This is a genomic window from Rickettsia endosymbiont of Cardiosporidium cionae (assembly GCF_015476335.1).
Classification (GTDB): Bacteria; Pseudomonadota; Alphaproteobacteria; order Rickettsiales; family Rickettsiaceae; genus JADHZC01.
Genome location: NZ_JADAQY010000001.1, coordinates 60,043 through 76,790, shown reverse-complemented (window position 1 = coordinate 76,790; position 16,748 = coordinate 60,043). Strand labels below are relative to the sequence as shown.

Here is a 16,748-nt window from a genome sequence, read left to right as displayed (position 1 = left end):
TTACCTATAAATTATATTTAATTCTAACTATATTAATGCGTTGACCACTGAATTTTAGTAATATCAATACCTTCTTGTACCATTTCCCAAAGAGGGCTTAAGGCCCTCAATGCCTCTATCTTAGATAAAACAAGTTCCGCTGCGTAATCTAATTGTTCTTCAGTGGTGAATCTACCTACCCCAAAACGTATCGAAGTATGAGCCATAGTATCATCTATAGCAAGTGCCCTTAATACATAAGAAGGCTCCAAAGAATTAGAAGTACAAGCAGAACCAGAAGATACTGCTAAATCCTTTATAGATAGTATCATAGATTCACCTTCTATATAAGAAAAACTCAAATTAATATTACCATAATAACGATTTTCTTTATCTCCATTAAGATATACATCTGCCGCTCTACTCTGTATAGTATTAACAAATTTATTAAATAATTTTTTTACTCTAGCTAATTCTTGATCCATTTCAAGTAGAGCTATCTCTGATGCCTTACCTAGCCCTACTACTAAAGCTGTGGGCAAAGTTCCAGATCTAAACCCTCTTTCTTGCCCTCCTCCGTTGATCAACGGAGCAAGCCTTACTCTAGGTTTACGCCTAACATACAATGCACCTATACCTTTAGGAGCATATATTTTATGGCCTGAAATACTAGCTAAATCTATATTCATCTCATTAACATCAACAGGTATTTTACCGAAAGCTTGAGCTATATCAGAATGAAAAAGAACCCCACTATCTCTACAAATTTTACCTATATCCTTCATAGGCTGTACCACACCTATCTCGTTATTAACACACATTACAGAAACGAGTAAAGTATCTTTAGTAATAACATTCCTTAAATTATCTAGGTTTATAATGCCATTTTTTTCCACTGGTAAATATGTCACATTAAAACCATCCTGTTCTAGATGTCTACAACTATCTAGAACACATTTATGTTCTGTAACTACAGTGATAATATGCCTTTTTTTATTCTTATAAAAATTAGCGGTACCTTTAATAGCCATATTATTAGATTCAGTAGCTCCAGATGTAAAAATAATTTCTCTAGAATCTGCTCCAATAAGTGTTGCAATTTTTCTTCTAGCATCTTCACAAGCTTCTTCTGCTATCCAACCAAAAGAATGGCTGCGAGAATGAGGATTTCCATAATTTTGAGTAAAATAAGGTATCATAGCCTCAAACACTCTTGGATCTACTGCTGTAGTTGATTGATTATCCAAGTAAATAGGAAATTCACATTTTTGCTCAACTAACTTTGCTCTTAAATTCTCTAACATATAACTAAAATTACATTTGATTTAATATATCAATACTTAATATTGGAATAAATGTTTATAAACTGATCTACTTCATCTTCAGTATTATTTGGGCCAAAAGATACCCTAACAGCAGAAGATATATCCTCTTTTGATAACCCAATTGCATCTAAGACATGAGATATAGAATTTTTTTTTCTTGATTTACAAGCAGAACCTGCACTTACTGCTATATTATTTAAATCTAAAAAAATCACCTGAGCATCAGATGTAGTATTAGGGTTAATTATTAAACTCGTATTAGGTAACCTCAATACATTCTGTGATATAACTCTAATAGAAGAAGAAATCTCAGATAATTTCTGTTCTAATCTATCTCTAAGCATCAGCATCTGATTGTACCATTTTTTTTGGTTTTTTAGTACTAATTTCGAAGCTTCACCAAAAGCTGCAATCGACACAATATTTTCTGTGCCAGAACGCAAGTTTTGTTCCTGTCCTCCGCCTAACATCATAGGAGTTAATTTATATTTTTTTTTACTAACTAATGCTCCACTACCTAAAAAACCACTGAATTTATGAGATGATAAAGAAATAAAATCTACATCTAAATCTTTTAACTCTACGGCAATTTTGCCAGGAACTTGTGCCATATCACTATGAAATGCAGCTCCAAATTTATGTGCAATAGAGGATATCGCTTTAATATCCTGTATTACTCCAATTTCATTATTAGCCATCATGACAGAAACTAGTATCTTTTTGCTAAAACTATTGGATAACTTGAGCCTTAAATCATCTAAATCTAGCATGCCATGTCGATCTACAGCAATCACTTTAACATTAGGACTAACATTCTTATACAAAAAGATTGATTCATGTTCTATATTGGAAATGAACACCTCACCATCTAAATAATTAGAAATAATTAAATTATTTGATTCAGTACCAGAAGAGGTAAAAGTTATTTCATAATCCATTGAATTTTGCTCTAATCCGAGCATCGAAAATATATTTTGTCTAGCATCATCCATAATATTTTCCCCTATTCTGCCAAAACTGTGTATAGCAGAAGGGTTAATAGGTTGACCCAATAACTCAATTACAACTGACTTCACTGAATCATGAACAAGAGCTGTAGCATTATAATCCAAATATATCATAACTAAATCCTGAAATTACCGAAACTACTATTATAAAAATTACCTTTTAACAAATTCCTAGAATCTTTATGGACAAATCTTTAACTAAAGCATCAGGCACCGGATTGTATCAAATTCAAAATATTATGTATACAAATAAATCCATTACATAATTATTCTGATAAAGAATTTTTGCATAAACACAATTTATATGTTATATATTGGGGCAATAAAGGAATAGAATCTTGTGATTAATAAGTGAATTTTATATAAATCAACTATTTCTAAGGTGTTTCTTTTATTATTAATGTAGTTAGTATTATGTAAGTCATATTAAATGATTTAACTAAACATACATTTAATACATCATTTTAGGATATTACCTATTATTTATAGGCATAATAGGTAAATCTATAATTTATAAATTTATCATTTAGTTCTACTAATTTAAACTAATATTGAATCAAGAATATGGAAATCATTTTAAAAAAGAATCTACGTAAATTAGGGCAATTGGGTTCAGTAGTTAACGTAAAACGTGGATACGCAATAAATTATTTAATACCACAAAATTTTGCTATTCTTTCAACAGAGAAAAACAAAAAAATATTTCTAGAAGAAAAAGAATCTCTTGAACAGGAACAATTTAAAATAGAAAATAATGCTAAAAAATTATTTGATAAAATATCAAAAATACATCTAAAATTTATTGTTAAAGCTTCCTCAGATGGGAAATTATTTGGATCTATCTCTTCTGTGAATATCACAAAGAAATTGTCAGAAAGTTTAGAATTAGACAAATCATTCTCAAAAAATATATTACTAGATAAGGCTATTAAAAATGTAGGAATACATAATGTAAAGATCTCTTTATACTCAGAAATGTTAACTACATTATTAATAATAGTTGCAACCTCAGATAAAGAAGCAGAAGTCATGCTAAGTAAATATCTAGATAAAAATAATCCAGCTACTACAGATCAAAACCCTGCCACTTGCAGCTAGTATAGCAGGGCTTTTGGTCTGTTATGGAGTAGTGGTAGTGGTACATGATGCCACCGTTCCTATATTTAACCAATCTACAATCTGACCAGCACCAAACACTATACCTACACCTACCGCTGTAGTAGCAGCAATAGTCCAACTTGCTTTTCCTAAAAATAAACCTATACCCACAGCGAAGATAGCTAAAGTCGCGATAGCCTTGCCTATGGTACCTTGTAAATTTGAAATAAGATTACACAATGTGTCACCTATTACATCAGTTCCAACTGCAAACACAACATCATAATACGAAAACATTATAGCATTAGTCAGGAATAAAAATACTATAAAACGAAAAATTAAATTATAACCTATATCAAAACACCTCATAACATTATGCCTCTTATTTTTTTACTAATTCAATAATAAGTATAATGTTCATGAAGATGATATGTCAATACAAAATATTAATTAAAAACTAATTAATTAATAATTAGTTAGTTTGGTGGCATATTTAATTATGTATATTTATAATTGAAATTCTTATTATTTAAAATTCTACTGATTAGCCTTGCGTTGTTGATTAACATTCATAACATATGAAATAATTTTTGCTATATCTTTAAAATATTTTTCTGGAATTTCTTGATTAATTACTAAATCTTGATACAGTGATCTAGCTAATGTAGGGTTCCTTACAATTACTACTTTGTGTTCTATAGCAAGATCTTTGATATATTGCGCGATAAAATCGACTCCTTTAGCAATACAGACCGGAGCTTGTAATAATTTGATATCATATTTAAGAACTACAGCATAGTGCTCAGGATTAGTTATAACTACGGTCGCCTCCTGAATAAGTTTTTGTAAATTTTGTTGAATTTGTGACCTTCTTAAGAACTTAAGCTTATTTTTCATTCCTATATCACCTTCGGTCTGTTTATATTCCTCTTTTAGCTCTTGTTTACTCATTTTTAAATCATTATGACGGAAATATTTTTGTAATGAAAAATCTAAAATTGCAAGAAATAATGTAAATATTGTTATAAAGATTAATATCTTATCTATAATAGATTGAAATTGAGACAATATTGAAGATATACTTAACTCTTGATATTGAGTGATTTGTTTAATATTCATGAAAAGAATAAGTATTATCAATGAAGATAATAAAATTAATTTTAAAATATTTTGTAATAAATTAATAAAATTTTTACGAGAAAATATCTTGTTAAATCCCTTGATAATAGATAATCTTGATAATTTTGGATGAATTGTATCTACAGACAATATAAAACAGCCATTTTGTACATAAAAAGAAATTAAAGAAGCAAAATAACCTATTGATAAAAATGGAATACTATAAAGAAAAACTATCTTTATAGTATTAGTTAAAAAATTTTGTAGTAATAATTGATCTAGTATCATTTCCCCAGAATGGACAACAAAAATTTTTAAATTATTAAATATGGAGTGTAACCCATATCCTGCAAACAATACAATAGACAAGGTTATAAATAAAAATAGAAAAAAATTTGTTAACTCTTTAGAATTTAGAACATTACCCTTTTTTAAGGCTTCTTCTAATTTTTTTTTAGAAGGTTCTTCTGTCTTAGAATGTTCGTTACTTTCTTCACTGGAAGACATTATTAAACAAGTAGGGGGTTAATTTGAATAGCTTTATACCAGTAATAAAACTACAGTAGAATTCATACAATCGCTATCTAAATGATTAGCAATATAGAAAACTGAAAATTATCATAATTTATTCCTAATAATAAATGGTACCTGAAAAATTATAAATACAAAAACTAATGGTAAAGTAAATACTACTTTAAATTTTACCCAGATATCATTACCAAAAAATCTCCAAACAAATTCATTTAAAATTGCCATCAAAAAGAAGAATATTGCAAATCTAATAGTCAAATATTTCCAATATATCCTATCTTTGAATACTAACTTTTTTCCCATTAAATATTCTAAAGCTGTGATTTCATAAAATAAGCTAATAAATAAGATACTGGATATCGTACAATAGATTATTGTAGGCTTAATTTTAATGAATAATGTATTCCCAGTCATCAGAGTAAGAAAAGTAGAAAATAATAGCACAAATAAAGAAAAAAATTGAATTCTTGTAACAGATTTTTTATAAATGTAACATACAGCAACAGCAAGAATTGATATACAAGATGCATATATACCAGCAAAAAGCAAATTAGCATGAATATAGTAACCAATAAAAAATGCTAAAAAAGGACAAAAATCAATTAGGAATACAGACATAATTTTGATTATTTTAATATTTTTCTACTACGTATATTTATCATAAATATAGTAATAATCATATTACAAAAATAAAAAATTAACTGTAAGGCATTAGGTTTTGCATCATATCCAGTTACTGCAGCAAAGATCTTACCAAATACACTATTATGATCAATTAACCAAGAAGAATTCCATAATTCACTTGTGAAAATATTAACAATCCCTGATGAAGTAAGTATACCAGCGGCTTCCGCAGAAAGACCTGAAGCAATAAGTACCAACATTGTTGATGACACCCTAAATACATATTTAACAGAAATCTTAAGTAAACCATATTGTATAGCAATTCCTAATACTCCCCCCGCTAACGCTCCTAAAATAATACCTAAAATACAATCATACAAAGCTATTTGTACTGATGTCATCGTACCATAAACAAATAACACTATCTCAGCACCTTCTCGAAATATAGTGAAAGCTACTATAAATACAAAAATAAACATATTAATAAAATTTAAATGTGCTTTACTAGATAATAAAATAAGATTATTTTGAATAAATTTTGAATAGTCCTGAATCCAGACTACTGTCCAAGTAATAAAACCAGAAGTACATAATATTATTACTGCATCCAACAAATTTAGATATTCATCATCTATAACAAACTGAATACCATATATTATAAATGATAAAATAATAGATAAAATACTGCCTATTGATACCCCTAATATTACATAAAATTTTAAATTTTTAATATTTCTAGCAATAGCAAAAAAAATCCCTAATAAAATTGCAATTTCTAAGGATTCACGAAATAATATTATAAATATTTTAAACATATATATTAAATATTAATGAAAATAAAATGATATATTAAAAAATATATCTATGAAAAATAAAAAAAATGAGAAGTTTATTACATAATAATGAAGCCCATTTAGCTAGGACTAAAATCACTCAAATTAACAACTCTTAATATTCCTTGAGCAGTATCTTCATGAAATTCTCCAAAAAATCTGTAATCACCCACTTTTAAAGGTGCTAATATTATATTAATCTTAGCATAAGCCGGAACAATTTTTTCCCTCTTTAAATCAAAACTCTCAAATTCCTCAACTGTAGGATCCTGATTATATACTGTAATTTTTAACTTTTTACCAGCAGGCACTTCTAAAATTTTAGGAGTAAATTTATGATCTTTAATAAATAATTCAAAACATAAACGATCTTCAGCAAAAGCATTAATCAATACAAAATTTGCTATTAAAACTATACAAAACAATAAAATTTTTTTTAAAAACTTCATAATTTTAAAGGAATCAATGGTTTTTATTTGAACACGGGATATGAATTGTACAACAATACTAAATTGAGTGCAATATTGAACTAATAAATTAATATTACTACGATTGTAGTAATATGGTTAATATGATATTATGTTCACATTATTTATAGTCGTTAAGTATATCTCAACACTTAATGAAACTAAGGTTATATCTTACATTTATTGAACTGTGTAGATGTGGTAGAAATTGTACTAATTAAGGATCAAAAATCCTTTAATATAAATTACTATAAATTATTGAGATCTAATACCATATATATAGATACAGAATTTGATAGAAAAAAAACATACTACCCTAAACTAAGCCTCATACAAATTGCAACGCAAAATGATGAATTTTTAATAGTGGATGCGTTATCAGATATAGATTTAATAAAAATTAAGTCTATATTATTAAACCAAAATATTTTAAAAGTACTACATGATCCAAAACAAGATTTTGAAATATTTTTACATATATTTAATATTATACCTATCAACATTTTTGATACACAAATTGCAGCAAAAATGTGTAATATTGGTAATACTACACAATATGTCGGATACGCAAATTTATGTAAAGAATTATTAGATGTAGAAATTGATAAAAAATACCAAACCGCTGATTGGATAATAAGGCCATTGAAACCACAGTTAATTGAGTATGCTATAAATGATATAAAATATTTACCATTACTTTATCAAAGATTACACCAAAAACTAAAAAAAAATAACTTGCTAAAACTTTATAATGATAAGTTAAATGAGTCATTTAATAAAGAAAGTTATTGTACATCAAAGGATAATATCCTACAAAAATTCTCATGTAACAGTAAAATCACTCTTAAAAAAAAACTTCTTGTAGAACTACTAATGTTTCGTGAAGAATCTGCAAAAAAACTAAATATTCCTAGAAAATTCTGTGCTACAAACCAAGATATACTAACCATCTACAAACACTTACCAACAACTGATACCCAAATAAAAAAACTTAGTATAAGTAAAGTTAAAATGATTAAATATTTTAAAAATGAGTTATTAGAATTATGTTATAAACTAAAATATCAAAAAAAGTAATCTTCAGTAATTTTTAGTATAGCTCTATTACTGTAGATCCTTAGCAGTATTGTAATACATTTCATGAAAATTAATAGGTTTTAAAATCAAGGGCTGAAACCCTCCATTTTGTGTAACATTGCATATTATTTGTCTAACAAATGGAAATATCAAATTAGGACAATAAATCATCAAAATAGGTACACGATCTTCTTCAGATACATCCATTAATTTAAAAACTGAATTATATTCTATATCGATTAAAAATAAAGTTTTATCACCACATGAAACTTCTGTTTTAATATCTAAACACACTTCTAGTACATCTTCACTATCTGTAGGTTCATAATGTAATCCTACATTACTTTTGACTTCTGGTGTATCTGAATTTGGAGAAAATTTCCATGGAGCAGTGGATACCTCAAAAGATAAATCTTTTATATACTGAGAAATGACCTCAATATTTGGATATTTAACTGAATTTAATTCAGACTCTGCATCATTTACACTAGTACTTTGATTTGATACCACTTTTAAACCTCACATATTGCTTAATATTGATAAACTTTATAATTTCTATTTATTGAATTCATCTTATTTTATCTCATAAACAAGATAAAAAATACAAAAAAGAAATTATTACTCAAAGTAGTCGATATATAGTGTAGAATAAAAGCAATTAATATTAAAGCTATATGGATACTTCCTTAAATTCTGTAGGACAAAGATTAGATAGTTGATATTTTCCATATTGAATTCTAATTAATTTAGTAACAGTTAATCTGAAATATTGAAAAATATTTCTTATTTCTCTATTTTTACCTTCAGTTAAAGTAATCTTAAACCAATTTATCGAATCATGCTGTGGTGATAATAAATATAACGAGGAAATATCATAATGTAAACTTTCAAAAATTTCTTTCCTAGTAGCATTTAGTAATAAATTAGTGTCACCATAAGCTCTAACTTTATATATCCTTTTTACTTTATTTTTAGGTAATTCCATATTTCTTGCAAAACTTCCATTATTAGTTAATAATAATAAACCTTCGCTATACATATCGAGTCTCCCTACTGAAATAACTCTCGGTAAAAGTGACTTTAATGATGAAAATACTGTAGGTCTATTTAATGGATCACGGTGAGTTGTAATCAAACCTACAGGTTTATAATAAATCCAAACCCTAGTTTTTAGAGTTGGTATAACTAATTTATCATCAACATATATCTTATGATCTGGATTCACATTAATTGCTGGAGTAGTAACTATAGCTTCATCCAGCTTAACTCTACCCTGCTGAATCAATTTCTCCGCCATTCTTCTAGAACATACCCCAGATGATGATATATATTTTGCAATTCTTTGCTCCATGTTATTAAGTTAAATTAGTATATAATAACATTTATTATTAGTATATGTTATTAGGTAAGATAGTCTGATTGCAAATCCCAATATTGAGAATTGACTTTTACAAATAAGAATAATTCTATTTTACAATTAAGAAATTTTTCTATATTGATTCTTGATTTAATACCTATAGATTTTATTTTACTACCTCCTGTGCCAATGATAATCTTTTTTATAGAATCCTTAGCAACAATAATGGATTGGTGTATAACAACTGAATTATTAAATTCTTTCCATGATTCAGTTCTAACAGAAAGATTATAAGGCAATTCTTGATCTAATTGCAAAAATAACTGCTCTCTCGTAATTTCAGAGGCGAAAAATTTTTGCGGCATATTGGTAATATCATCTTTATCAAATAACCAATGTTCTAATTTAGCCTTAGATAGTAAAAAACTAATAAAATGCTCAATATTTTTACTAGTTTTAGCAGAAATCTTAAAAATTTTACTATTTAAATAATTCATGGACAAAAATTTTTCATTTTCATTCACAAAATAACTTGATGCAACATCAATTTTATTCAATAAAAAAACAAAATTTATTCCAATCAAAGAGATTTTTTTAATTATATCTTTAGTAGTATCATCAATAGCATACTTGCTATCAATAAGAATTGCTACTAAGTCTGCTGATACAAGACTAGCCCAAGCAAAACGTACCATAGATTTTTCTAATCGCTTCTTTGGAACAAAAATACCAGGAGTATCAAATAAAATTAATTGAGTATTATCTATATTGAATACACCAGTAATAATAGATCTTGTAGTCTGTACCTTTGGAGTGATGATAGATAATTTAGTTTTAAGAATTTTATTAAATAAACTAGATTTACCAGCATTAGGAGCCCCAACAATAGATACAGACAATAACTTACTTTTTTGTTGTTGAATCATAATTAAAATTATATCGCTAATAAATATATGTTCTAAATTTAACTGCCTAAATTGTTTAATTTGATAAGCAACAAATCAGCAGCATTTTTTTCAGCAATTTTTGTGGAGTGACCAGATGCAGTCTGTTTATGAGGCCCTACAGTAACTTCAATGGTAAAAATTGGAGAGTGCATTAGACCTACTTTTCTGATAACATTATAATGCGGTAATCCATATCTATTATCTTGTGACCATTCTTGAAGTTTAGTTTTAGGATCAAGTTTTTTAAAATCAATATTGTTTAAAAATTCATACCATAATTTTTTTATAAATAATGAAACATCCAAAATGCTATGATTATCCATGTAGATAGCGGCTATTAAGGCCTCTACTACATTTGCTATATTATTAATATTGTACCTACCACCTGAATTTTCTTCTCCAGGACTCATTACAATATGTGACTTAATATCAATTTCTGCACCCACTTGATATAATACATCTTTTGATACTAAATAAGATTTAATTTTAGAAATATTCCCTTCAGTATAATCAGGAAATTTTTCTAATAACAACTCTAAAATAACAAAAGAAAGGATGGCATCTCCTAATAACTCAAATCTCTCATAATTTTTTACTGAATTAGAATTCCTGATTTGCTTAATAGAAGGATGGAACAAAGCTTCTGCTAAAAGCTTCTTATCCAGAAAACTATAGCCAATTTTATTTTCTAAAATAGTGAAGTCACAAATATCAAGTGTCATAATGCTTAATGACAATTAATTATCATATTATAAACTATATAAATTAGTAAATAACCTATTTGACCTAATAGAATTCACCCATAACCAAATTCTAGATAAAGCTTCTATAAAACTTGTATTTTCATCTTTTAATAGATATTTAGTAGAAAATACTATGTATTGTGCTTTAGCTATGAAATGTTCAAAAGAAACAAAACCTAATGAAAATCTACTATCACTGGATTCATCCCTATTATCTCCTAGAAAAAAATAATGGCCTTGTGGTATAACATAAGGACCAAAATTAGCAAAATTGTATCTGTCTAATAAATTATTATCTGCTTTTATAAATTTATAGGAAAAATAAGAAACATTATTAAATAAAGTTTCCTGATATTTCATATATTGTTTTCCATTTTCATTATTTACTAATGAGACAAAACTCCTTTTAATAGGTATATCATTTATATAAATCACATCATTAATAATTTCTACTTTTTCTCCTGGCATACCAATTAATCTTTTAATAAATCTCACGTCAGAATTTGGATTTTTCATTATAACAATATCACCTCTACCAGGTTCAGTACTAAATAATCTACCCTCAAAAATATTTGGAAAAAATGGAATAGAATATTTACTAAATCCATATGAATATTTACTACCTAATATATATTCGTTATTTAATATTGTATTATTCATAGAGCCAGTAGGAACAAAAAATAATTCTATTAAAAATATCTTAATCGATAATACAGAAATTACCACTATCAGACTTTCTAATAAAAATTGTTTAATTGAAAATTTAGACCTTAACATTGATTATAATACTATTAAATTAACTAAAAATTCGTTGAGAATGTTATATGAAAATTTTTAGGCACGTCATATTTTTTCTTTTTTATAGGCCACGCCCAAGATACTTGTATTGGAGCCAATGGAGTTAATAAAGTAAATCCAAAGCCAGCTGCAATCCTAATAGATTTATCATTATAAAAATCTATATTATTATCAGCTTTAGTATCAACTCCCCAAACTGAACCTAAATTCATAAACACTCTTCCACTAAGTTCTACAGACCTAGATATCGGTAACGGTACCTCTAGCTCTGTAGCAAAACTGTAATAGTTGTTACCTCCTAAAGATTCAGGTGTATCAGATTTTTCTTTGGGTCCTATACCACCAAATTCGAAACCTTTTAATGACTCATCTCCTAAATTAAATCTGTTAAAAACATAAACCCTTTTATCCGAACCAAAAGCATGTATTTTACCGGCATTTAAAGCATTCTTAAATGTCCACCTGTTATCAAAAAATGATTTAAGTAATTTCAAAGATACTTCATGTCTAAAATATTTTATATTACCTCCAAGACCAGCAATTCTTTCAGAAGCATTTAATATATACCCATTTTTAGGCAACATAGGACTATCTAATTTATCGAGTGTTATATTATAATGTAATGACGATTCAGTAAATTTACCAGAATCATCAGTAACGAATCTTGATTGACTATTGGTATTCATTTTTAATCTGCTAAAGTTGTAATGCAATGCTTGGGAAATATAGTTATTAACTTGATAGTAAAATGACAAAGAGCCTCCAACAGCTTTATTATCAAAATTCTGTAAATCAGTAGCTCCAAATAACTTATCTTTTACATGTCCAGAAGCATGCAAAAAAAAACCCATCCCAAAAGAAAATCTTTTATTGAAAATGCCTGGGGTTACAAAATCTATATCCAATGCATTATTATTTTTACCAGCAAAATTAGCGGCAATATTTAGCAATTGCTCATTTCCTCCAAAATTACTTTCTGATAAATTAACACCACCTGAAAACCCTTTGTTTTGACTACTATAAGCAACATTTAGCCCAAGAGTAGCAGTACTTTTCTCATCTACTTCAACTAATAAATTTTTTTTATCTATAAAATTTGTAGGAGAAGTTTTGATCATAACATATTTAAAATAATTCAACTGTTCTAGGCGATACTTAGCTTGAAATAAACTATCGCCATTTAATATATCACCCTCATGAAAATCAAACTTATTACGTATTACTTGATCCTTAGTTCTAACATTACCTCGTATAATTATGTTATCAATAAAGATTTTTGGCATATACTTAACTGTAATATTAATATCTACCAATTTATGAAAATGATCAAACACCATATCATAATCAATATCCAGCCCATTATATCCCATTTCTTCTAGGGAATCTTTAACTTTTTGAATAGCATATTTAATAGAATATATATTGAATACTGTACCATATTTGATATCAAAATGTTTTAAAATCTCTTGATCATCAATTTTGGATAACTCATTTACCAATTTTGTGGAGCCAAAATTATACTTACTTCCTTCATCAATAGAATATATAACAGTAATTCCTTTTTTAGGATCTAATATTGATGTAACAGAATTAATTTTAAAATCTGCAAAGCCTACAGAATTATAAAATTCTTCTAAAAGCATTTTATCATGTTCTATATTGCTCAAGTCATACAAATCATGAACTTCCCATATTCTAATAGGATTATACACCCTAGAACGAATTAAAGATTTTAGTTCTATGTCTTTATAATGTTTATTTCCTATAAAAATGATATTAAATAAACCTACTTTATTGCCTTCAGTAATTTTAAATACTATAGATGCGATACCAGACTGAGAATTTTTATTTACAATTTGTGCTTCGACTTTAACATCTAAGAACCCACGCTTTATATACAAAGACTTAATTGTCATAATATCTTTACGCAATTTATAATCATTTAAATACTCACCTGTCACCAACTTGAGATATTTATTGATTGCTGCAGATTGTATCTTATGATTACCTACAATACTGATACTGGAAATAAATTGATTCTCTAATAAGCTTACTGTCAAAATGCTCTGTACAAAATCAATTTTAATCTTCTGAAAAAAACCGGTTTTATAAAGATTTTGTATAGCATCCTCTTTAACGTGTGAACTGTAATTACTACCAACATTAATCCCTAGATACTCTTGAACTGTAGAAGTTTCTATACTATGATTACCAGTAATCACTATCTTATCGATTCTGGTATCAAAACTGTTTTCAGCAAACACCAAAATACTCTGGCATATAACTAACAAAATAACTGTACACTGTAAAATACACGCTTGTATAAAACGGCTAGTAATACCGATCTTTGTCATGATTCAATATATATAATTATAATAAAAATTCATAACAACTTGATCTAGTTTTAGTTGATTATCTAAATTATACACAGAAACGCTAAGACTAAATTATATGTTACTGATCCAAAAAATACACTTAAAATATACACTAGAATAGACCGATTATTAATTATGATCTTTATAAATCAATGTTCACTAATTAAACTCAAAAAAATTTATCAATAAGCTTAAATTAGCAATTCAATGAGAGTTAATTATACCAAAAATTAATAAACAAATCCATGCATCAAGCAATTTTATAAACTGCTAGTAACGTCATGAACAGAATATTATTAGCATGAATACCAAATGTCAACTAAAATGCTTGACTGCTAATATTAGCATATTACTTAATAAATCATAATTAATGAAATACAATATAGATAAATTGAATTGATAAAATGATGTTTCATACTTAATTTATTATTAATTAGAAAAATGATAGATTATTTGTACAATTTTTAGTCTATTTAATAATACCTAATTATAATTATCAGAATAATTATTTAATTTGATATTTGACTAAAAAAGTTATATATAGGTATTAAATTATCTATTCATATTGTTAAATGAGATAATTTTTAATTGCAAAAATAAATATTAAACTGTATTTACTAATAATTTAATTAATATTTAATAGGTATTATACTATGACAAATTTTATAGGAAAAAAAGCACCTGATTTTACTGCAAAAGCTATTATGCCAGATAATTCTACAGAACATAGTTTTAACTTGAAAGAATATTTAAATGGACATAAAGGCATTGTATTTTTTTATCCTCTTAATTTTACCTTCGTATGTCCTTCAGAAATTATCGCTTTAAATAATAAACTCAGTGAGTTTACTGCAGTATACACAAAAATAGTTGCAGTTAGTATAGATTCACATTATTCGCATTATGCCTGGAAAAATACTGCTTATGACAAAGGAGGTATCGGTAATGTACAATTTCCATTAGTATCTGACTTAACAAAAGAGATATCTACCGCCTATAATGTGTTACATGAAGATGGTATGTCACTCAGGGGTAGTTTTTTAATAGATGATGAGTTTATTATCAGGCATTATGTAGTTAATGATTTTCCTCTTGGTAGAAATATAAATGAATCCTTACGGATGGTGGATGCTTTAAATTATTATCTGGATTATGGAGAAGTTTGTCCTGCCGGTTGGATAAAAGGTACAGAAGCCATTAACCCTACACAAGAAGGTATCGCCGAGTACCTTAATGCAAACGCTAAAAAATTATGATAAATACAATTAAATAAATTGATCCAAATTTATAAAGTTTAATGTTCAAAAATCTATTTCAAAATAGCACACAAAAATATTACTCAAAAGAAGATATAAGCATCCTAAGACTGATTAGGAGCGAAAATGTTGGCCCTAGAACATTCGCGCTCCTAATCAGAATGTTTAATTCTGCTGAAATAGCATTAGAAAATATAGCAGAATTTTCTCTCAGAGGCGGGAGATCAAACCCTATAAAGGTTTATTCTGAAAAAGATGCTTTCAAAGAAATAAAAAAACTCGATGATAATAACAGCAAATTCATTACATATACAAACCCTGATTATCCCAAATTATTATTAGAAACACATAGTTACCCTCCTCTATTAACATATAATGGAAATATTCAATTAGCCAATAGAAAAAAAATTATTTCAGTAGTTGGAGCAAGAAATTGTTCCATGAATGGCAGAATATTAACTAGAAAGATAATTAGTGAATTAGTATCTGAAGGTTTTGTTACTGTTTCTGGATTAGCAATAGGTATAGATACCGAAGTACATCAATCAAGTATAGAAAATACTATAGCAATTATTGCTGGGGGTATTGATAATATATATCCAAGTAAAAATGCAGAACTATTCCATACATTATCAAAAAATTCACTCATTATATCAGAATCACCAATAGGAACTAAAGCGTTAAGTAAAAATTTTCATCAACGCAATAGAATAATATCAGGAATTTCCCTTGGAACATTAGTAATAGAAGCTAAAACTAATTCTGGGTCACTATCAACAGCTAATTTTGCATTAGAACAAAATAGAGAAGTGTTTGTAGTACCTGGGTTCCCATTAGATCCAAGATATTCAGGCAGTAATAAGTTAATAAAAAATGGAGAAGGAATGTTAATAGAATCTAGCCAAGATATAATAAATAACTTATCACCAGTGATTAATCTATTATCATCAAACCAAATATTTGATGACAATATACTCAGCACTCAATATAGAGCTAATAATATGAAAATGATTAATATCACTGATAAAGATAGAAAGATAGTTATAGATTCATTATCAGCAACACCTATCAAATATTCATCAATACCAGAATATACAAACCTTTCTATACAACAAGTAGCTACTATTTGCTTAGAATTAGAGTTAGCCGGTAAAATCTACCGAGATCATTGTAATAATATTTCATTAATTTATGAATAGTAAACAACTAAAA

General features: G+C 27.2%; 17 protein-coding genes. 4 read left to right on the top strand and 13 right to left on the bottom strand.

Going from position 1 to position 16,748, the window contains the following annotated elements:
• Positions 1–32: 32 nt before the first annotated feature.
• Together IHI24_RS00315 and IHI24_RS00310 are read right to left on the bottom strand one after the other, a co-directional pair.
• Entirely contained in the window at positions 33–1,283 is a 1,251-nt protein-coding gene (locus IHI24_RS00315; protein ID WP_194966077.1) for an IscS subfamily cysteine desulfurase, read from the bottom strand.
• A 29-nt stretch (positions 1,284–1,312) separates the two neighbouring features.
• Complete coding sequence (locus IHI24_RS00310) at positions 1,313–2,425, bottom strand: cysteine desulfurase family protein (protein ID WP_194966076.1); 1,113 nt, start codon at positions 2,423–2,425, stop codon at positions 1,313–1,315.
• Positions 2,426–2,875: 450 nt separating this feature from the next.
• On the opposite strand from IHI24_RS00310, the gene rplI reads away from it, so the two are divergent.
• The gene (rplI, locus tag IHI24_RS00305; RefSeq protein ID WP_194966075.1) at positions 2,876–3,409 is read left to right on the top strand and encodes a 50S ribosomal protein L9; all 534 of its coding nucleotides are present in this window, start codon (positions 2,876–2,878) and stop codon (positions 3,407–3,409) included.
• A gap of 21 nt (positions 3,410–3,430) precedes the next feature.
• Here rplI and IHI24_RS00300 read toward each other — a convergent pair whose 3' ends face one another.
• The 5 genes from IHI24_RS00300 to IHI24_RS00280 form a co-directional block, all read right to left on the bottom strand.
• A complete protein-coding gene (locus IHI24_RS00300; protein ID WP_194966074.1) occupies positions 3,431–3,778 on the bottom strand; it encodes a TrbC/VirB2 family protein in 348 nt (115 codons plus the stop codon).
• A gap of 168 nt (positions 3,779–3,946) precedes the next feature.
• On the bottom strand, positions 3,947–5,035 hold the full coding sequence (locus IHI24_RS00295) for an EscU/YscU/HrcU family type III secretion system export apparatus switch protein (RefSeq protein WP_194966073.1): 1,089 nt from the start codon (positions 5,033–5,035) through the stop codon (positions 3,947–3,949).
• A 111-nt stretch (positions 5,036–5,146) separates the two neighbouring features.
• Positions 5,147–5,677: an inner membrane-spanning protein YciB gene (locus IHI24_RS00290; RefSeq protein ID WP_194966072.1), complete on the bottom strand. Its 531-nt coding sequence runs from the start codon at positions 5,675–5,677 to the stop codon at positions 5,147–5,149.
• An 8-nt stretch (positions 5,678–5,685) separates the two neighbouring features.
• The gene (locus tag IHI24_RS00285) at positions 5,686–6,498 is read right to left on the bottom strand and encodes an FTR1 family iron permease (protein WP_194966071.1); all 813 of its coding nucleotides are present in this window, start codon (positions 6,496–6,498) and stop codon (positions 5,686–5,688) included.
• 98 nt (positions 6,499–6,596) lie between these two features.
• A complete protein-coding gene (locus IHI24_RS00280; protein ID WP_194966070.1) occupies positions 6,597–6,965 on the bottom strand; it encodes a cupredoxin domain-containing protein in 369 nt (122 codons plus the stop codon).
• Between the two features lie 216 nt (positions 6,966–7,181).
• Here IHI24_RS00280 and IHI24_RS00275 point away from each other — a divergent pair, with 216 nt between their 5' ends.
• The gene (locus IHI24_RS00275; protein WP_194966069.1) at positions 7,182–8,060 is read left to right on the top strand and encodes an HRDC domain-containing protein; all 879 of its coding nucleotides are present in this window, start codon (positions 7,182–7,184) and stop codon (positions 8,058–8,060) included.
• A gap of 27 nt (positions 8,061–8,087) precedes the next feature.
• Here IHI24_RS00275 and secB read toward each other — a convergent pair whose 3' ends face one another.
• From secB to bamA, 6 genes are all read right to left on the bottom strand, one after another.
• Positions 8,088–8,570 carry a protein-export chaperone SecB gene (gene secB / locus IHI24_RS00270; protein WP_194966068.1) on the bottom strand — a complete coding sequence of 161 codons (483 nt, stop codon included), beginning with the start codon at positions 8,568–8,570 and terminating at the stop codon, positions 8,088–8,090.
• A 160-nt stretch (positions 8,571–8,730) separates the two neighbouring features.
• Entirely contained in the window at positions 8,731–9,411 is a 681-nt protein-coding gene (locus IHI24_RS00265) for a pseudouridine synthase (RefSeq protein WP_194966067.1), read from the bottom strand.
• A 50-nt stretch (positions 9,412–9,461) separates the two neighbouring features.
• Positions 9,462–10,340, bottom strand: a complete 879-nt coding sequence (gene era, locus IHI24_RS00260) for a GTPase Era (protein WP_407690718.1) — start codon at positions 10,338–10,340, stop codon at positions 9,462–9,464.
• Positions 10,341–10,381: 41 nt separating this feature from the next.
• The gene (gene rnc, locus IHI24_RS00255; RefSeq protein ID WP_194966065.1) at positions 10,382–11,086 is read right to left on the bottom strand and encodes a ribonuclease III; all 705 of its coding nucleotides are present in this window, start codon (positions 11,084–11,086) and stop codon (positions 10,382–10,384) included.
• Between the two features lie 27 nt (positions 11,087–11,113).
• Positions 11,114–11,884 (bottom strand): signal peptidase I, encoded by a 771-nt coding sequence (gene lepB / locus IHI24_RS00250; RefSeq protein WP_194966064.1) that lies wholly within the window; start codon positions 11,882–11,884, stop codon positions 11,114–11,116.
• Positions 11,885–11,907: 23 nt separating this feature from the next.
• The gene (gene bamA, locus IHI24_RS00245) at positions 11,908–14,259 is read right to left on the bottom strand and encodes an outer membrane protein assembly factor BamA (protein ID WP_194966063.1); all 2,352 of its coding nucleotides are present in this window, start codon (positions 14,257–14,259) and stop codon (positions 11,908–11,910) included.
• 674 nt (positions 14,260–14,933) lie between these two features.
• On the opposite strand from bamA, the gene IHI24_RS00240 reads away from it, so the two are divergent.
• On the top strand, positions 14,934–15,536 hold the full coding sequence (locus IHI24_RS00240; protein ID WP_194966062.1) for a peroxiredoxin: 603 nt from the start codon (positions 14,934–14,936) through the stop codon (positions 15,534–15,536).
• Positions 15,537–15,577: 41 nt separating this feature from the next.
• Positions 15,578–16,735, top strand: a complete 1,158-nt coding sequence (gene dprA, locus IHI24_RS00235) for a DNA-processing protein DprA (RefSeq protein WP_194966061.1) — start codon at positions 15,578–15,580, stop codon at positions 16,733–16,735.
• The last annotated feature ends 13 nt before the right edge of the window (positions 16,736–16,748 follow it).